Annotated in this window: 18 protein-coding genes; 11 read left to right on the forward strand and 7 right to left on the reverse strand. The window is 71.0% G+C overall.

Translation table 11 applies throughout. The features are described from left to right. Positions 1-4 precede the first annotated feature (4 nt). The 3 genes from ACIA73_RS18350 (at position 5) to ACIA73_RS18360 (ending at position 1622) form a co-directional block, all read left to right on the forward strand. The gene (locus tag ACIA73_RS18350) at positions 5-610 is read left to right on the forward strand and encodes a PadR family transcriptional regulator (RefSeq protein ID WP_399439577.1); all 606 of its coding nucleotides are present in this window, start codon (positions 5-7) and stop codon (positions 608-610) included. 134 nt (positions 611-744) lie between these two features. Beyond that, on the forward strand, positions 745-870 hold the full coding sequence (locus tag ACIA73_RS18355) for a hypothetical protein (protein WP_399439578.1): 126 nt from the start codon (positions 745-747) through the stop codon (positions 868-870). A 68-nt stretch (positions 871-938) separates the two neighbouring features. Continuing rightward, the gene (locus ACIA73_RS18360; protein ID WP_399439579.1) at positions 939-1622 is read left to right on the forward strand and encodes a glycerophosphodiester phosphodiesterase; all 684 of its coding nucleotides are present in this window, start codon (positions 939-941) and stop codon (positions 1620-1622) included. Positions 1623-1731: 109 nt separating this feature from the next. On the opposite strand, the gene ACIA73_RS18365 is transcribed toward ACIA73_RS18360, so the two are convergent. Then, on the reverse strand, positions 1732-2280 hold the full coding sequence (locus ACIA73_RS18365; RefSeq protein ID WP_399439580.1) for a GNAT family N-acetyltransferase: 549 nt from the start codon (positions 2278-2280) through the stop codon (positions 1732-1734). Between the two features lie 195 nt (positions 2281-2475). On the opposite strand from ACIA73_RS18365, the gene ACIA73_RS18370 reads away from it, so the two are divergent. The 5 genes from ACIA73_RS18370 (at position 2476) to ACIA73_RS18390 (ending at position 6310) form a co-directional block, all read left to right on the forward strand. Next, positions 2476-3063 carry a DUF5134 domain-containing protein gene (locus ACIA73_RS18370; RefSeq protein ID WP_399439581.1) on the forward strand — a complete coding sequence of 196 codons (588 nt, stop codon included), beginning with the start codon at positions 2476-2478 and terminating at the stop codon, positions 3061-3063. Positions 3064-3168: 105 nt separating this feature from the next. Beyond that, entirely contained in the window at positions 3169-4104 is a 936-nt protein-coding gene (locus ACIA73_RS18375) for a M56 family metallopeptidase (RefSeq protein ID WP_399439582.1), read from the forward strand. Positions 4105-4137: 33 nt separating this feature from the next. Next, complete coding sequence (locus ACIA73_RS18380; RefSeq protein ID WP_399439583.1) at positions 4138-4803, forward strand: phosphatase PAP2 family protein; 666 nt, start codon at positions 4138-4140, stop codon at positions 4801-4803. Positions 4804-4811: 8 nt separating this feature from the next. Next, the gene (locus tag ACIA73_RS18385; RefSeq protein ID WP_399439584.1) at positions 4812-5519 is read left to right on the forward strand and encodes an HAD family hydrolase; all 708 of its coding nucleotides are present in this window, start codon (positions 4812-4814) and stop codon (positions 5517-5519) included. Between the two features lie 170 nt (positions 5520-5689). Continuing rightward, positions 5690-6310, forward strand: coding sequence for a TetR/AcrR family transcriptional regulator (locus tag ACIA73_RS18390; protein WP_399439585.1), 621 nt, complete (start codon positions 5690-5692; stop codon positions 6308-6310). A 47-nt stretch (positions 6311-6357) separates the two neighbouring features. On the opposite strand, the gene ACIA73_RS18395 is transcribed toward ACIA73_RS18390, so the two are convergent. Further along, complete coding sequence (locus ACIA73_RS18395; protein WP_399439587.1) at positions 6358-7848, reverse strand: LVIVD repeat-containing protein; 1491 nt, start codon at positions 7846-7848, stop codon at positions 6358-6360. 176 nt (positions 7849-8024) lie between these two features. On the opposite strand from ACIA73_RS18395, the gene ACIA73_RS18400 reads away from it, so the two are divergent. After that, complete coding sequence (locus ACIA73_RS18400) at positions 8025-8699, forward strand: DUF305 domain-containing protein (RefSeq protein WP_399439588.1); 675 nt, start codon at positions 8025-8027, stop codon at positions 8697-8699. Between the two features lie 115 nt (positions 8700-8814). Here the strand turns inward: ACIA73_RS18400 and ACIA73_RS18405 are convergent, their stop codons facing one another. Next, positions 8815-9381: a DUF6214 family protein gene (locus tag ACIA73_RS18405; RefSeq protein ID WP_399439589.1), complete on the reverse strand. Its 567-nt coding sequence runs from the start codon at positions 9379-9381 to the stop codon at positions 8815-8817. 254 nt (positions 9382-9635) lie between these two features. Here ACIA73_RS18405 and ACIA73_RS18410 point away from each other — a divergent pair, with 254 nt between their 5' ends. Beyond that, a complete protein-coding gene (locus ACIA73_RS18410; RefSeq protein WP_399439590.1) occupies positions 9636-10985 on the forward strand; it encodes an FAD-dependent oxidoreductase in 1350 nt (449 codons plus the stop codon). 99 nt (positions 10986-11084) lie between these two features. Here the strand turns inward: ACIA73_RS18410 and ACIA73_RS18415 are convergent, their stop codons facing one another. Next, on the reverse strand, positions 11085-11438 hold the full coding sequence (locus tag ACIA73_RS18415) for an ArsR/SmtB family transcription factor (protein ID WP_399439591.1): 354 nt from the start codon (positions 11436-11438) through the stop codon (positions 11085-11087). A 192-nt stretch (positions 11439-11630) separates the two neighbouring features. On the opposite strand from ACIA73_RS18415, the gene ACIA73_RS18420 reads away from it, so the two are divergent. Then, positions 11631-12710, forward strand: coding sequence for an NADH:flavin oxidoreductase/NADH oxidase (locus tag ACIA73_RS18420; protein ID WP_399439592.1), 1080 nt, complete (start codon positions 11631-11633; stop codon positions 12708-12710). A 49-nt stretch (positions 12711-12759) separates the two neighbouring features. Here the strand turns inward: ACIA73_RS18420 and ACIA73_RS18425 are convergent, their stop codons facing one another. From ACIA73_RS18425 to ACIA73_RS18435, 3 genes are read right to left on the reverse strand one after another with little or no spacing between them, the layout of a single operon-like run. Beyond that, positions 12760-14661: a neutral/alkaline non-lysosomal ceramidase N-terminal domain-containing protein gene (locus ACIA73_RS18425; RefSeq protein WP_399439593.1), complete on the reverse strand. Its 1902-nt coding sequence runs from the start codon at positions 14659-14661 to the stop codon at positions 12760-12762. Continuing rightward, on the reverse strand, positions 14658-15554 hold the full coding sequence (locus ACIA73_RS18430) for a bile acid:sodium symporter family protein (RefSeq protein ID WP_399439594.1): 897 nt from the start codon (positions 15552-15554) through the stop codon (positions 14658-14660). Before ACIA73_RS18430 ends, ACIA73_RS18425 begins: the two co-directional genes overlap by 4 nt. Positions 15555-15587: 33 nt before the next feature. Beyond that, entirely contained in the window at positions 15588-16352 is a 765-nt protein-coding gene (locus tag ACIA73_RS18435; RefSeq protein WP_399439797.1) for a class II aldolase/adducin family protein, read from the reverse strand. Between the last annotated feature and the right edge of the window lie 236 nt (positions 16353-16588).

The following is a 16588-nucleotide window of genomic DNA, read 5'->3' on the forward strand; positions in this document are numbered from 1 at the left end:
TCATATGACTAGTCGTCAGGTCCCGAAGAAGCAAGACGCACGGCAGGACGGCCCTCCCCAGCTCCCGCCCACTGCCTGGGCGGTGCTCGGCCTGCTCTCCTTCCCCGGCGAGCGCACCGGCTACGAACTGAAGAAGTGGGCGGACTCCTCGCTGCGCTTCTTCTACTGGTCGCCGGCGCTCAGCCAGATCTATGCCGAGCTGCGCCGCCTGGAGTCACTGGATTACGTCACGTCCCGGCGCTCAGGGCCCGAGGAACCGCGCGCCAAACGGAATTACACGATCACCGCCACCGGCCGTGCGGCGCTGGCCCACTGGGCGGACGGCCCGAAGGACGCCGATCCCCCTGTGCTGAAGCACCCGCTGGTACTGCGCGTCTGGCTCGGCCACCTCGCGGACCCGGCCCGGCTGCACGCCCGGGTGCAGGCTCATGTCACGCGCACGGAAGGTGAGTTGACCGAGGTGCGGGAGGCGCAGAAGCGGGCCGAGGGGGTGGCGGAGTGGGCGCATCCGCGGGTGGCGCTGCGCTGGGCGGAGCGTCGGCACCTCGCGGAACTGGAGCTGGCGCGGGCGATGCTGGCGGACCTCATGGAGCTCTCGGCGGATACGTGACCCCTCCGTCAACCTCCGTCCCACACGCTCACGGACGGGTGACCAAGAGCCGACCCGGCACCGAACGGCGGTAGGACGGTCGCACCCTGTCCTACGTACCGCCGTACGTCCCTCTGTGCCTGGAGTTGTCCCCCGTGAGCATGCGCGCCCTCCTTCTCGCCGCCGTCGTCACCGCCCTGATCCTCGGAATCGTGAACCTCCAGGCGGAGGATTCCACTTCCGCACGCCGGCCGGGTTCCGTTGCGGAGGCGGGCCGTTAGGCTTTCGGGAGTCCACGCGTGTGGGTTTTGAGTCGCTTTGAGCCGCCGTCGACGGAAGCGAGATCGCCTTGCCTTTCCTCACCATCGGTCATCGCGGAGTCATGGGTGTCGAGCCCGAGAACACCCTGAGCTCCTTCCTCCACGCCCAGCAGGCGGGCATGGACGTCATCGAACTCGATCTGCATCTGAGCAAGGACGGCGCGCTCGTCGTCATGCACGACGCCGACGTCGACCGCACCACCGACGGGCACGGCGCCATCTGCGAGCTGACCCTCGACGAACTCCGCGCCCTGGACGCGGGCGGCGGCCAGCGCGTTCCCCTCTTCGAGGAGGTGCTGGACGCGGTCTCCGCGCCGCTCCAGGCCGAGATCAAGGACGTGGCCGCCGCGCAGGCGCTCGCCGAGGTGATCCACCGGCGCGATCTGCTGGGCCGGGTGGAGGTGCTGTCGTTCCACGACGAGGCACTGGCCCGGATCTCGGAGCTGGTGCCCGGGGTGCGGACCGCGCTGGTCGCGCAGTTCTACGGAACCGAGGTGGTCGACCGCGCCCTGGCGGCCGGGGCGGGGGCGGTCGTCCTCGACATCCAGCGGCTCACCCTGGAGACCGTCCGGCGGGCGCACGCCGAGAAGCTGCGGGTGATCGGCTGGGTGGTGAACACCCTGGACGAGCTGCGGGTGGCACGCGCCCTGGAGCTGGACGGGGTGACCACGGACTCCCCGGACATCCGCAGGACCGGCCGCTTCATGGCCTGACGCCTGGGGATCACGGCGTGACACCTCCGCTTCATGGCGTGACGCCGACCGTTCATGTCATGGCGTGACGCCGGCTGTTCATGTCGTTGCGCCTCCGGCCCGAGCGCGCTCAGAGGACCTTGAGCAGCAGCTCGAACTCCAGGTCGTCGCGCTGCGGCACACCGAAGCGCTCGTCGCCGTACGGGAAGGGCGTCATCCTTCCCGTACGGCGGTACCCGCGCCGCTCGTACCAGGCGACGAGTTCGTCCCGTACCGAGATCACCGTCATGTGCATCTCGGTCACCCCCCAGGTTTCCTTCGCCACCCGCTCCGCTTCGGCCATGACCGCCTTGCCGACGCCGCCGCCCTGGGTGCCGGGACGTACCGCGAACATTCCGAAGTAGGCGAAGTCGCCGCGGTGTTCGAGCTGGCAGCAGGCGACCAGCACACCGTCGCGCTCGACGACGAGCAGCCGGCCACCGGGGGCGTTGATGACGGCGAGGACGCCTTCGGGGTCGGTGCGCTGCCCCTGGAGGATGTCCGCCTCGGTGGTCCAGCCGGCCCGGCTGGCGTCCCCCCGGTAGGCCGACTCGACGAGCGCGACGAGGGCGGGGACGTCGCGCTCGTCGGCGTCACGGAAGACGAGTTCCCCGGGGGCCGGGCGGGTGGTGGTGGACATGGCGGTGTATCCCTCTCGACGTTGCGGCGCAGGCGGTTGCGGTGGAGCACTGGTTGTGAGCCTATTGCGCCTGGGCTCCGCGCTCCCCCGCGCTCCCCCCGCGTGCCCTTGCGCTCGCGTGCGCACCGGTCATTGTGGGCATCGACTCCTCGACGTGTCGACAGGTCGAGGAGAACCCGATCGGGGAGGTTCGCCGTGCACGGACCGGCGATGTCCGGCTGGCTACTGGTGGCATTGTGCGGGGTGACGAGTGCCTACTGCCTGCTGCGGATGCGCAGCGGGCCGAGCGAGCAGCGCCCGGTGGCCCGGGGTGAGGCGCTGATGGGGGCCGGGATGGCGGTGATGGCGGTGCCCGCGGCCGTCTACGACCCGCCGGACTGGGGCTGGGCGGTGTACGCGGCGGTGTTCGGCGGGGCGGCGCTGCGGACCCTGTGGTGGATGCGCGGCAGTGTCCGGCCGTGGCGCTCGCACACCGGATCGCACCATCTGCACCATCTGATCGGTTCGGTCGCGATGGTGTACATGGCGCTGGCCATGGCGCCGGGAGTCAGCGGCGGCGGTCATGCCGGGCACGGGGCCGCGGGTGGGATGCCCCTGCTGACCGGGGTGCTGCTGGCCTATTACGCGGTGTACGTGCTGCGGGTGGGGGTCCACCTGATCCCGGTCCCCGTCGTGGCCACCGCGTCGGGCGGGACGCTCACCTGGGGAGCCCTCCCCGAACTGGCGCTGGCCTGCCGCCTCTCCATGGCGCTGGGCATGCTGACCATGTTGCTCACACTCTGAGAGCCTGTGTCCCAACCCTGGTCGGGCGCCCGGTACGGGTGAGGCGTACGTCACTCCCCGCCTCGGCCCGTACCGCACCCGGGGCAGCCCTCATAGGCTGGGCCCATGACGGTCTCCCTGGCGCTGCTGGTACTCGGCCTGCTGACCGCCGTCGTCGCTCCGCGTCTGCTTGCGGCGACCGACTGGCGCGAGCGGGAACCCGTGGTCGCGCTGTGGATGTGGCAGTGCGTGGTCGGCGGGGTACTGCTCTGCTTCGCGCTCGCGATGACGTTCAGCGCGGCCGCCGCCTGGCAGATGGTGCGCGGGCACATCTTCGCGTCCGCGCCGCACGGGGTCGTCGAGGCGTACGCGCTGAGCGCGACCGGCCCCTGGGCGGCCGTCCTGGCGGTGGTGCTCGCGGGCTGCGGGGTGTGGACGGCCGCGATGCTGACCCGGGAGATCCACCGGGCCCGGGTACGCCGCAGGCAGCACCGCACGGAACTGCTGGTCCGCGCTCCGGTGCTGCCCGGCGAGGAGCCCGGCGAGGACCGCCTGGTCGTACTGGAGGGGGAGCACCCGGACGCCCGGTGGCTGCCCGGCACCGAACCCCGGCTGGTCATCACCACGGCGGCGCTGCGCAGGCTCAAGGGGCGTCAGCTGGACGCGGTGGTCGCGCACGAGCAGGGGCACGCGCGGGCCCGGCACGACTGGCTGCTGCACTGCTCGGGTGCGCTGGCGAGCGGATTCCCGCGGATTCCGGTGTTCGCCGCGTTCCGCGACGAGATGCACCGACTGGTGGAGCTGGCCGCCGACGACATGGCCTCCAAGCGGTACGGCCGGCTGACGACCGCGCTCGCCCTGGTCGAACTCAACGAGCACCGTGGGGTGTTCGGCCCCTCGTCGCCGCCGGACGCCGGTCTTCCGCAGCGTGTCGACCGACTGCTCTCGCCGGTCCCGAGGCTGAGCCCGGGCCGTCGGCTGCGGCTGACCGCGGCTTCCGCGCTGGTGCCGGTCGTGCCGCTGGTGGTGGCCTTCGTGCCGGGACTCAGCGCGCTGGGATAGCTTGATCCGCCGTCGTCCGGCAAGGATCACCTCATGCACTCCCCCGCTCCCGTGACGTCCCCGCGCCCGCCGGCCCTCCTCGCGGGCACCCTGCTCACCTCTCTCTTCGCCGTGCTGCTCGCCCTGGTCGCGGCCCAGTGGAGTCCGCTGCTGACCCTCGACGGGCAGATCGCGAACGGGCTGCACCGGCTGGCGGTCGACGATCCGGGCGCCACCCGGGCGCAGCGGATCCTCTCCGACTGGATCTGGGATCCGTGGGCCATGCGGCTGCTGGTGGCGGTGGCCTTCGTCTGGCTGTGGCTGCGTGAGAAGCGTCTGCTCGCGGTGTGGATCGCGGTGACGAGCGCAGTGGGCGCGCTGGTGCAGCAGGTCCTCAAGTGGGCGGTGGGACGAGAGCGTCCCGTGTGGCCGGACCCGGTCGACACCGCGCACTACGCCGCCTTCCCCTCCGGCCACGCGATGACGGCGACGGTCACCTTCGGGCTGCTGCTGTGGCTGCTGCATCTGCACGGGGCGCGGCGCGCGGCCCGCACGACGCTGCTGGTGGTGGGGGTGGTGTCGGTGCTCGGGGTGGGTTTCACCAGGCTGTATCTGGGGGTGCACTGGTTCACCGACGTCCTGGGCGGCTGGCTGCTCGGCGCGGCCCTGGTGCTGCTGTCGGCGACCTTTTACGCGTACCGGACCGCACCCCGGGAATGATCGTCGCCATGACGACCAAAGCCGTGCTCTTCGACTTCTCCGGCACGCTCCTGCGCATCGAGTCAACCCGCTCCTGGCTGCGCGGGGCGCTCGCCGACCACTCCCCCGCGCTTGCCCTGCCGGAAGCCGAACTGGACCGTTACGCCGCCCTGTTGCAGGAGGCGGGCTCCCTTCCCGGCGGTGCGGAGCCGCTGCGGATGCCGCCCGGTCTGGCCGGTGCGTGGGCGGTCCGCGACGAGAGCACGGAGCAGCACCGGGCGGTGTACACCGCGCTCTCCCGCCAGGTGGAGCTGCCGGACGATGCCCTGCACGACGAGTTGTACGACCGCCACCGCTCCCCGGCCGCCTGGCAGCCGTACCCCGACACCCTGGAGGTCCTGAGGGCGCTCAGGGCACGCGGCGTGGCCGTCGGAGTGGTGAGCAACATCGGCTGGGACCTGCGCCCGGTGTTCCGGGCGCACGGTCTGGACCGGTTCGTCGACGCCTACACCCTGAGCTTCGAGTACGGCGTCCAGAAGCCCGACCCCAGGCTGTTCCGGGCGGCGTGCGAGGCGCTGGGCCAGGATCCGGCCCAGGTCCTGATGGTGGGTGACGACCGACATGCGGACGGCGGGGCCGCCGCGCTGGGCTGCGGGGTGCACTTCGTGGACCACCTGCCGGTCGCGGAACGCCCGGACGGACTGCGACCGGTGCTCGGGCTGCTCGACCGAACATGACGCGAGCCCCGGAAGGAAACCTTCCGAGGCCCACGCGCGCCTGCCGTCTCGGGCGATCCCCCGCGTCGCCCAAGGCAGCAGGGCAATGCTTCCGCCCCAGCTCGGCGAGCCGGAAACGGAACCGCGCTGAGTGTATTGGCTCGGAGCCAGTCAACGCAGGAGTTATCAGGATGTCCCCGCGCAGCGCGTCGGTCAATGAGGAGCTGCGCCGTCGTTCCCGGGCACGGCTCCTGGAGGCGACCGTGGAGCTGGTCGGGGAGCGCGGTTACGAGGCGACCACGCTGGGGGACATCGCGGACCGGGCGGGTTCCGCGCGGGGACTGGTGTCGTACTACTTCCCCGGCAAGCGGCAGCTGCTCCAGTCCGCCGTGCACCGGCTGATGCATCTGACGATCCGCGAGGCCCTGGAGCGCGAGCCGCAGCCCGCATCGGGCCCGGAGACGCTGGCCAGGGCGGTGGACGCGGTCCTGAATCTGGCCCACGAGCGGCCGGTGCTGATGCGCACGCACATGGCGGGCATCCTCCAGAACGAGGGCTTCGTGCAGTGCCCGGAGCAGCAGCAGCTGGCCCGGGTACTGAGAGGAGCCGTGCAGCGGTACGGGGCGGAGGACCCCGACTCCGCGTACCCCTTGCTGCGCGCGCTGCTGATGGGCGCGGTCTTCGCACTGCTGCTGCCCGGGGCGCCGATGCCGCTGGTGCGGCTGCGCGCGGAGCTGTTCCAGCGGTACGGCCTGGACTGGGACATGGGGGTGCCGCCGGACGGAGATCCGCCCGACGGCACCTGTGGCTGAGCGCTTCCCAGCAGCCTGCTACCGGTTGATCCGTGGAATCAGCGGTATCAGAGGTAGTCGGGCTGGGTCTGCACGTTGAGCTCGCGCATCCGGACCCACTTCGCGGGGTCGGTACGGCGGTCGTTGATCTTCAGGACGTCGAAGCCCTTGGCGATGTCGTTCGAGAAGACGTAGCCGTTGTAGTAGTACGCCGACCAGGAACCGCCCGTGGAGATGGCGTCGGTGGACAGCGGGCCGCGCTCGAAGTAGCCGATCTCCTTGGGCTTCGAGGAGTCGGTGAAGTCCCAGAAGGAGACACCGCCCTGGTACCAGGCCTGGACCATGATGTCGCGGCCGGGAACGGGGATCAGCGAGCCGTTGTGGGCGACGCAGTTCTCGGTGTCGGCCTGGTGGCGGGGGATCTTGTAGTAGCTCTTGAAGACGAGCTTGCGCTTGTCGCCGTGACCCTTGATGTCGTAGATGCCGTTGGCGCCGCGCTTGGGGCCGGTGGCCTCGTTGCAGGTCGCGCCGCCGCCGCCACCGAGCTCGTCGGTGAAGACGACCTTGTTGGCGCGCTCGTTGAAGGTCGCCGAGTGCCAGAACGCGAAGTTGACGTTGTCCTGGACGCGGTCGATGACCTTCGGCTTCTCCGGGTTCTTGATGTCGAAGATGATGCCGTCACCCATGCACGCGCCGGCTGCCAGGTCCTTCGAGGGCAGCACGGTCAGGTCGTGGCAGCCGGTGGTCTCGGAGAGGTTCGGGTTCTCCGTGCCGCCGCCGGGGTTGCCGCCGTCCGGGAAGAGGACGGGGAAGTCGATGACCGCGGCCTTCTGCGGGGCCTTGCGGGGCACCTTGATGATCGAGATGCCGTCGTGCGGCGGCTGGCAGTCCGGGTAGGTGGCGCGCGGCGAGTACGAAGAGACGTAGATGTACACGTTGCGGCCGTCCGGCACCAGGGTGTTCGTGTGCGAACCGCAGGCGGTCTCGACGGCGGCGACGTACCGGGGGTTCCGGACGTCGCTGATGTCGAAGATCTTCATCCCTTCCCACGAGGACTTCTCGGTCGCGGGCTGCGTGGTGCTGGTGCAGGAGTTGTCACTGCGCGAGGAGTCGGTGGAGAGGAAGAGCAGGTTGCCGGAGACCGAGATGTCGTTCTGCGATCCCGGACACAGGACCTGGGAGACGGTCCTCGGCTTCTTCGGGTTGCTGATGTCGAAGATCCGGAAGCCGTCGTAGTTGCCGGCGAAGGCGTACTTGCCCTGGAACGCCAGGTCCGTGTTGAGGCCCTTGAGGGCGTCCTTCGGGATGTTGGCGAGGTGTTCGACGTTCTTGCTGTGGACGATCTCGTCCACACCCGGTATCTCACCGCTCTGGATGGCCTCGCGGGCCTCCTGCTGCTGCGAGGTGGTGACGCCCTGGCGCTTGGCCGGAGTGTCACCGGGGTCGGGGGTCGCGGCGGCGGGGCCCGCGGCGAGGAGGGTCGCGAGCAGACCGGCCGCGGCTGTTGCCACGCCGAGGCGTCTGCGTCTGCGGACCCGGGGATTGGTCGACGAGGTCACTGCGTACTCCCTTGATCTGGTTCGCAGTTGAACTTGTGAGGGACGTGGTGAGTATCTGCCTTCTCATGTACATCTCAACAGATGGCAACGCAGATGTAATGAAGTTTTTTGATCATCCGTGTTCGGAACCGTGCTAGGACGGACACCAACTACCCCGTGCGTCCCAGGAGGTCGCTGTGCAATCCCGTCAACAGGGCGGATATCGTCGCAGGTTCGCCGTGACGGCCTCGCTCGCTGCCGCCGCCCTGCTCGCGCTGACCGCCTGCGACGCGGCCCCGGAGGAGGAGCCGAAGGCGAAGTCGGCGGCGGGCAGCGTGGTCGCCCCGGGGAAGCCGGGCGAGAGGGCCAGGACCCTCTCCCCCGAGGAGGCGCGCAAGGAAGCCCCGCAGGACAAGCCCAACTCGGCGGACTTCACCTACGCCGAGATGATGATCGCCCACCACGCCCAGGCGCTGGTGATGACCGAACTCGTCCCGGCACGCGCCTTTGCCGAGGGCGTGAAGCAGGTCGCCCAGCGGATCTCCGCCGCCCAGGGTCCTGAGATCGGCGCGATGAAGGGCTGGCAGACCAACAACGGTGCGGACAAGCGCCCGAAGACTCCGCACGACCACGCCTCGATGGCCGGCATGGCCACCGAGAAGCAGCTGGCGGAGCTGAGGGCCGCCAAGGGCAAGGCCTTCGACCGGCTCTTCCTGAAGCTGATGATCACGCACCACAAGGGGGCGCTGACCATGGCCGGGGACGCCCTGAACGACGGCAACGACGTGGCGATCGAGGAGATGGCGACGGAACTGGTCGCCCAGCAGTCGGTCGAGATCAACAGGATGGCCCGGATGCTCCAGGCCGAGTAGCCCGGGCCCCCGGACGGCACTGGACGACCGGCACCGGGCGGCCGTCCACGGCCCCGTACCGCGAAATTCGCAGCCCGTACGGGAGGAACACCCACTCCCGTACGGGAAGACCGGTTCAGCGGCGGTTGTGCCGCGGCGCCAGGTAGCCCTCGTCACGGGCGCTCGCGATGACCTTGAGCGACTTGCGGCGGCTGCGTCCGGTCGCGTACATCACCGCGAGCACCGGATCCCTTCCCTCCTGCTGGGCCGCCCGGTACGCCTCGGCCGCGATCCGGCGCCCCGCGCTGCCGCGCGGCCAGGACGGGCGGGCCCGGCCCTTGCCGACAGGCTCGTCGTCGAAGCCCGGACCGCCTTCGCAGAAGCCCCGCCGGGAGGTGGCGCCGAGCCGGTGCTGCTCGATGACGACCTGGCAGGCGTCCTCCAGCGGCCCTTCGATCCAGTCGGCGAGCGCGGCGAAACCGTCCAGCGACAAGGGCGGTTCGGCCCGCATGTCCTCGATGGCGACCCGCCCCTCCGACACCACGGTGAGCACATCGATCCGGGCGCCGTCGGCGAAGGTCAGCCGGATGTTGAACCACGGGGGCAGGAGGTCGCGGCGTGGGCCGTCGGCCCACCCCGAGGCGGAGTTGGCGTGGTCGGCAGTGACGGTGCCGTGGCCCTGCAATTCCCAGACAGGCCACACCGAAACTGCACCATTCGGTTCATAGCGACTAGTGGCGTTGTAATAGGTACTTTCCGGCACATAAGTAACGTAGCTGTGCCCGGCTCCCGGGGTGCCACGGCGCGCACGCGGGCCGCCCAAGCGCTACCCCGTTAGCGCAGCACCCGTCCCCCCGCACGGCTCCGGCCTGCACCTGTACGGCCGGCCCGCGCAGCCCTCTGCCGTTGCCGCCCCACCGGTGCGATGCTGGAGCGACCTGCGGGAGGGAGCTTTTCGTGCTTCGCGTCGCCGTCGTCGGGTCGGGCCCCAGTGGGGTCTACACCGCCCAGGCCCTTGTCCAGCAGACCGCCGTTCCCGACGTCCGGGTGCATGTGCTCGACCGGCTGCCGTGCCCCTACGGGCTGGTGCGTTACGGCGTCGCCCCCGACCACGAGAAGATCAAGTCCCTGCAAGGCACGCTGCGTACGGTGCTGGAGCACGAGCGGGTCACCTTCGTCGGCAACATCGCGGCGGCCACTCCCGAACTGCCCGCCCGGCGGCTCCTCGACCTCTACCACGCGGTGGTGTACTGCGTCGGCGCGGCCACCGACCGCCGCCTCGGCATCCCGGGCGAGGACCTCCCCGGCAGCTTCTCCGCCACCGAGTTCGTCTCCTGGTACAGCGCGCATCCGGACGCCGATCCCGGCGGGTTCGCCCTGGGGGTGCGCTCCGCGGTGGTGATCGGGGTGGGCAATGTGGCCGTGGACGTGGCCCGGATACTGGCCCGCGCAGCCGGTGAGTTGCTGCCCACCGACGTACCGCAGCCCGCCCTCGATCTGCTGTCGGGGTCCACGGTGCGCGAGGTGCACATGGTGGGGCGGCGCGGTCCCTCGCAGGCGAAGTTCACCACCAAGGAGCTGCGCGAACTCGGCGGGCTTCCACAGGCGTCGGTGTCGGTGGACCCGGCCGAACTCTCCCTGGATCCAGCCTTTCTGGACCCCTCCGCCCTGCCCACCGCGCTGCGCCGCAATGTGGAGGTGCTGCGCGGCTGGGCCGCCGCCCCCGTGCCGTCACGCAAGCGGACGCTGCACCTGCGCTTCCATCTCCGCCCCGTCGAACTCCTCGCCGACGCGGGCCGGGTGGCCGCCGTACGGTTCGAGCGGACGGTGCCGGCCGGCGCGGGCGGGGTGCGCGGGACCGGGACGTACGAGGACATCGAGGCGCAGTTGGTGCTGCGGTCGGTCGGCTACCGGGGGATGCCGCTGCCCGGCCTGCCGTTCGATCCGGCGCGCGGGACGGTGCCGCACACGGCGGGCCGGGTGCTGCGGGAGGGCCTGCCGTCGCTCGGGGAGTACGTCGCCGGATGGATCAAGCGGGGCCCCACGGGAGTGATCGGCACCAACCGGCCGTGCGCCAAGGAGACCGCCCTCTCGCTGCTCGCCGACGCGGACGCGCTGTCCCGGCGCGAGGTGGCCGCCGACCCCCTGGACGTACTGCGTGAATCGGGGCTGCGCCCGGTCGAGTGGCCGGGATGGCTGGCGATCGAGGCGGCGGAGGCGGCGCTGGGCAGCTCATTGGGCCGGCGGTCGGTGAAGATCGCGGACTGGGCGGGGCTGTTGGGGGCGGCGGCGCAGAACTGGGCCTGAGGGCCGGGAGCCCGGGGGCGGCGGGGCGGGAGTCGCACCGCATGGGCTTCGGCCGTGCGCGGGTCCCAGCCCCCCACAGGCTTCCGGTCGCGCCCGGCCTCAGTCGCGCGCGGCCTGCCGCTCGGCCGCTTCCAGCACCGCCGCCAGCAGCCCGGGGAAGAGCTCCTCCAGATCGTCGAGGCGCAGTCCGCTCATCTTCGCGGTGCCCCGGTAGGCCTGGCGGATGACACCGCTCTCGCGCAGGACGCGGAAGTGGTGGGTGGTGGTCGACTTGGAGACCGGCAGCTCGAAGGAGGAGCAGGCCAGTTCGGTCGCCGCCGCCGAGAGGTCGCGGACGATGTGCATCCGCATCGGGTCGGAGAGGGCGTGCAGCACGCCTTCGAGACGGATCTCGGTGCGCGCGGGATGCGCGAGCTCACGGCTGCCGGCTGCGGCGGCGGTGACGGTGGCCATGACGGACTCCCTCTTCCTCGGCGTACGGGATCTGGTGGATCGGGGGCGGTACGGGGTGGCACATGGCCGGAGGGCACGCACGGGGCGACACCCTCGGAAGCATTGTACGAGACTCTTCGTAGTTTGACAGACGTCGTACTACGATGGTTATCGTACGACCAGCAATCGGCCCTTCCCCGAACGGAGTTCCCCGTGAGCAGCCTCTTCCAGCCCTTCACCCTCCGCGAGCTGACCTTCCCGAACCGGATCTGGATGGCCCCGATGTGCCAGTACAGCGCCGACGCCACGGGTGCCCGGGCCGGGGTGCCGCACGACTGGCACTTCGCCCACTACGCCGCCCGGGCGACCGGCGGAACGGGGCTGGTCCTGGTCGAGGCGACGGCGGTGACGCCCCGGGGGCGCATCAGCCCCTGGGACCTCGGCCTGTGGAACGACACCCAGGTGGCGGCGTTCCGCCGGATCACCGAGTTCCTGACCTCGCGGGGCACCGTCCCCGGCATCCAGCTCGCCCACGCGGGTCGCAAGGCGTCCACCGACCGGCCCTGGCTGACCCGTGGCCCGGTGGGTCCGGACAACGACGGGTGGCAGCCGGTGGGCCCGAGCCCGCTGGCCTTCCAGGACGGGCACCCGGTGCCGGACGAGCTGACCGTGGAAGAGATCAAGGAGATCGTCGGGGAGTTCGCGGCTGCGGCGCGGCGGGCCCTGGACGCGGGATTCCAGGTGGCGGAGATCCACGGGGCGCACGGCTATCTGATCGGTGAGTTCCTCTCCCCGCACTCCAACCGGCGCAGCGACGAGTACGGCGGGTCCTTCGACAACCGCACGCGGTTCGCGCTCGAAGTGGTGGACGCCGTGCGCGAGGTATGGCCGCAGGAGCTGCCGCTGTTCTTCCGGATCTCGGCCACCGACTGGCTGGACGAGGGCGGCTGGAGCGGCGACGACACGGTGCGGTTCGCCGCACTGCTCCAGGAGCACGGGGTGGACCTGCTGGACGTGTCGACCGGCGGAAACGCGGCGGGTGCCCGCATCCCGGTCGGCCCCGGCTACCAGGTGCCGTTCGCGGCGCGGGTGAAGGCGGAGACCTCGCTTCCGGTGGCCGCGGTGGGCCTGATCACCGAGGCCGCCCAGGCGGAGAAGATCGTGGCCAACGGGGAGGCGGACGCCGTCCTCCTCGGCCGTGAGCTGCTCCGCGACCCGTCGTGGGCGCAGCGCGCCGCGCGGGAGCTCGGCGGTGAGATGGCGGTGCCGGACCAGTACGGCTGGGCGGTCTGACGGGACGGTGCCGCGAGCGACACCACGCCGACGCCGGTCACCGGGCCCTTCACCGTACGTCGAAGGGCTCGGTGGCTCCGGTGAAGGTGCCGGCCGGGGTGTCGCCGTCGTACCGCAGGCGGTAGCTGCCGGGAGGCGAGCCCGCGGGAACGGTCCAGGTGAGGGTGGCGGTGGAGGTGGTGCGGCTGGAGCGCGCCCAGCGGAAGGTGGTCGACCAGTCGCCGTCGTCGGCGATGCGGGTCCAGGAGGCGGCGTCCTCCTGGAGGTGTTCCACGGTGAGGTAACTGCCGCCCCTGCGGAGGTCGTTGTTCGGGTGGGCGGCGACGAAGGTGGCGGTGACCCGGTCGCCGATGCGGGCGAAGGAGAGTACGTCGCCGAAGGCGCGGCCCGGGTGGGGTGCGTCCGGGGGCGGGACGCGCTTGTACGGGCGGGCCGGGGGCAGCGGTTCCGGGGTGCCCCGGTGGACGGGGCGGCCGTCGCGCATCGCGGTGGCGAGGGAGGCCGCCGTCTGGCAGAGCGCGGGGAGCTGCCAGCGGCCGAAGAGGGTGGAGCCGCCCTCGTACTCCTGGGCGTCGTACTCCTCGGGGGTGGTGACGTAGTGGAAGTAGCCGTTGCTGTAGCTCGCGACGAGTACGTCGTCGAGGTCGGCGCCGACGACTCCGGCGACGGTACGGCGCAGCCGCAGGCCCGCGACGATGGTGACCTCGCCGGGGATGCCGATCAGGTAGAGGCGGCCGATGCGCAGCAGCTGGACGGGGACGCGCTCCTGGATCATCGGGCGCAGCCGGTTGAGCGGGCCCGCGGGCAGGACCAGCGCCTTGGGGGCGTGGGCGTCGCGCAGGGAGGGTGAGAGGGCGTAGATCACCCGCCGGGAGACGGCGTCCCAGAGCGGGTTGCGGCCCTCGCGGAATCCGGCGAAGCCCCTGCCGTCGGCCCAGGCACCGGCGAGCGCCGCCGCGCCGCCCACCGGGGAGCCGGTGCGGTGGGCGCGGCCGTCGCCGGTGAAGTCGGGGCCGACCTCGGTGCGGGAGAGGTCGAGGTGGGTGATCCGGTGGTCGAGGGGGCCGGTGAGGGCGGTGGCCCGGCCGAGGAGGTCGGTGGCGGACCGGTGCTGGCGGGTGCCGGTGATGCGGGTGTTGTCGTACTCGTTCTCGGTGGGACCGCTGCCGGGGCGGAGGTTGAGGTTCGGGGACATGTCGCCGGCGTTGGTCTGGGCGAACGCGGTGATCAGCTCCTGGGGTTCCGGGGCCAGATAGTCGGCGCCCGCCTCCAGCCGCTCCCACTTGTAGGCGGCGTACCCCTTGTTGTCGCTGCTGATCAGGGTGTTGGTGTTGGTCATGCTGGTGTTGTGCACGGGGAACCAGTGCACCGCACCTGCCAGTTGGCCTTCCCGGGCGATGCGCAGCAGGGTGGTGTGCGGATCGATGGCGTCGGGGAAGTGGGCGCGGTCGTGTGCGGGGTTGCGGTCGAAGGCGCGGCGCGAGCGGTTGGCGCTGGTGTCGTGCAACTCGCCGTGCGCGAGGGAGAGTTCGGCGGGGGCGAGGTCGTCGAGGGCGGCGCGCGCGGCCTGGGTGATGCCGTCGACGATGGCGGAGTACGTTTTGGGGCGGAAGCCGCCGGTGTTGCTGTTGTAGAGGGCGTGGTGGAAGTAGCCGCCCGGGCCGCAGTGGGTGTGGGTGGCGGTGATCATCACATTGGATTCGGTCCAGCCGTCGGGCAGCCGTCGTACGACCTCCTGGACCAGACCGCCGGAGACCAGCGGGAGGTCGCAGACCACCAGGAGCAGCCGGCGGTCACCGGCGGCCGTGCCTTCGGCGAGGGCGAAGGCGCGGGCGCGCAGGCGGGTGTGGATGCCGGTGGTCTGCTGGCCGGCCTTGCCGTAGCCGAGCATTCCGCACTCGGCGGCCTCCCCGGTGATGTCGGCGATGCCCCGGCCGGCCAGATGGGTCATGTCTGTTCGCTCCTGGTGGGTGTGCTGGTCGCGGTGTGCGCGGTACTCCGGCGCAGCAGCCATCCTGCCCCGGCGGCGGCGAAGTACATCAACACCCCGTACAACGCACCGGGGATGGCCATTTCGGTGTTGTGCAGAATGCCCATGGCGATGGTGATGGCCAGGGTGGTGTTGTGCAGGCCGATCTCCATGCAGCAGGCGATCGCCTGACCCCGGTCGACCTTCAGCAGGCGGGGTATCCAGTAGCCGATGCCCAGGCTGATCACCAGCAGGGCGACGGAGACCGGTCCGGTGGAGCCGAGGTACTCGCCGAGGTTCTCGCGCTCCTGGATGAGGGCGCCGACGATGATCAGTGCCAGTACGGCGACGGAGAAGATCCGCACCGGCCGGTCCGTCCGGTCGGCGAACGCCGCCGAGCGGGCCCGGACGTACATCCCGATGGCCACCGGGATCAGCACGATCGCGAACACCTGGAGGGTCTTGCCGAATTGCAGCCCGAGCTCGGCGTTCGCGGAGCCCGCGGGGAAGAAGTACGCCGCCGAGAGGTTGAAGACCAACGGCAGGGTGACGACGGAGATCACCGAATTGACCGCGGTGAGCGTCACGTTGAGGGCGACGTCACCGCCGTAGAGATGGCTGAAGAGATTGGCTGTCGTGCCACCGGGCGAGGCGACGAGCAGCATCATGCCGACGGCGAGTACCGGGGTCAGTCCGAAGGCGATCACCAGGCCGAAGCAGAGGGCCGGGAGCAGCAGCACCTGGCAGACCAGGGCGACGACGGTGACCTTGGGGTGGGCGAGTACGCGGCGGAAGTCGGCCGGGGTGAGGCTGAGTCCGAGGCCGAGCATGATGATGCCGAGTGCGAAGGGAAGCAGAACGCCGGCTATTCCCATGGGAGTTGTCCGTCCGGCCCGTCCACCGGCCCCTCAGCCGAACAGGTCGGGGTCGGAGGCGTGGATCTGGTCCATCAGCGGCTGCGCCTGGAACCAGCCCGCGAAGGAGCCGCCGAGCTGCCCCCGGGTGATCAGGGCGGTCTCGCGGTCGATCAGCCTGGGGGTGCCCGCGGCCATCGCGAGGAGCTGGGCCTGGCAGGAGCGCTCCATGGTGATGAACCACCAGACGGCCTCCGCGACGGTGGAGCCGACGGTCAGCAGGCCGTGGTTCTGGAGGATGGCCGCCTTGTACGGGCCGAGAGCCCTGGCGATCCGCTTGCCCTCCTCGGCGTCGCTGACCACACCCTGGTAGTCGGCGTAGAGGCCGTGGTCCTCGAAGAAGGCGCAGGCGTCCTGGGTGATCGGGTCCAGCGGGATGCCGAGGCTGGAGAAGGCCTTGCCGTGCAGGGAGTGCGAGTGCGCGGCGGCGACGGCGTCCGGCCGGGCCTGATGGACGGCGGCGTGGATGACGAAGGCGGCGCGGTTGACCGGGCGGTTGCCGTGCAGCAGCGTGCCCTCGTGGTCGACCAGGATCAGGTCGGAGGCCTTGATCAGGCTGAAGGCCATGCCGAAGGGGTTCACCCAGAAGCGGTCGGGGTGCTCGGGGTCGCGGACGGTGATGTGTCCGGCCACGCCCTCCGAGAAGCCGAATTTGGCGAACAGCCGGAATCCGGCGGCCAGTTGCTCCTTGCGGTACTGCCTTTCCTCCTCGACGGTGCCGAAGGCCGGGGGCGTCGGGACGGATGCGCCGGGCGGCATCGGGCCCGCCGCCGCGGCGATGACCTGCTCCATCGTGGGTGACGTCATGGCTGACTCTCTTCGTCGAGGGGCCGTTCAGGGCGTACCGACTGGATGGTTTGACACGGGTGCGGGGGCTGTCAAGGAGTTGGCGCACAACCGGCCGCGCAACCCGCCGCGCCCCCTGCCCCGCACTGTCCCAGCATTCCCGGCTTACCGCCACGACCTGGGCGGATGCCGCTCCCCGGGGCCGTTGT

The organism is Streptomyces sp. NPDC051561, from assembly GCF_044454195.1.
Lineage (GTDB): Bacteria > Actinomycetota > Actinomycetes > Streptomycetales > Streptomycetaceae > Streptomyces.

What these genes read in the sequence shown, in the direction of transcription:
- ACIA73_RS18350 (WP_399439577.1), top strand. Translation starts at nt 5, where the DNA reads ATGACTAGTCGTCAGGTCCCGAAGAAGCAAGACGCACGGCAGGACGGC.
- ACIA73_RS18365 (WP_399439580.1), bottom strand. Translation starts at nt 2,280, where the DNA reads ATGTCCACCACCACCCGCCCGGCCCCCGGGGAACTCGTCTTCCGTGAC.
- ACIA73_RS18375 (WP_399439582.1), top strand. Translation starts at nt 3,169, where the DNA reads ATGACGGTCTCCCTGGCGCTGCTGGTACTCGGCCTGCTGACCGCCGTC.
- ACIA73_RS18380 (WP_399439583.1), top strand. Translation starts at nt 4,138, where the DNA reads ATGCACTCCCCCGCTCCCGTGACGTCCCCGCGCCCGCCGGCCCTCCTC.
- ACIA73_RS18385 (WP_399439584.1), top strand. Translation starts at nt 4,812, where the DNA reads ATGACGACCAAAGCCGTGCTCTTCGACTTCTCCGGCACGCTCCTGCGC.
- ACIA73_RS18390 (WP_399439585.1), top strand. Translation starts at nt 5,690, where the DNA reads ATGTCCCCGCGCAGCGCGTCGGTCAATGAGGAGCTGCGCCGTCGTTCC.
- ACIA73_RS18415 (WP_399439591.1), bottom strand. Translation starts at nt 11,438, where the DNA reads ATGGCCACCGTCACCGCCGCCGCAGCCGGCAGCCGTGAGCTCGCGCAT.
- ACIA73_RS18425 (WP_399439593.1), bottom strand. Translation starts at nt 14,661, where the DNA reads ATGACCCATCTGGCCGGCCGGGGCATCGCCGACATCACCGGGGAGGCC.
- ACIA73_RS18430 (WP_399439594.1), bottom strand. Translation starts at nt 15,554, where the DNA reads ATGGGAATAGCCGGCGTTCTGCTTCCCTTCGCACTCGGCATCATCATG.
- ACIA73_RS18435 (WP_399439797.1), bottom strand. Translation starts at nt 16,352, where the DNA reads ATGCCGCCCGGCGCATCCGTCCCGACGCCCCCGGCCTTCGGCACCGTC.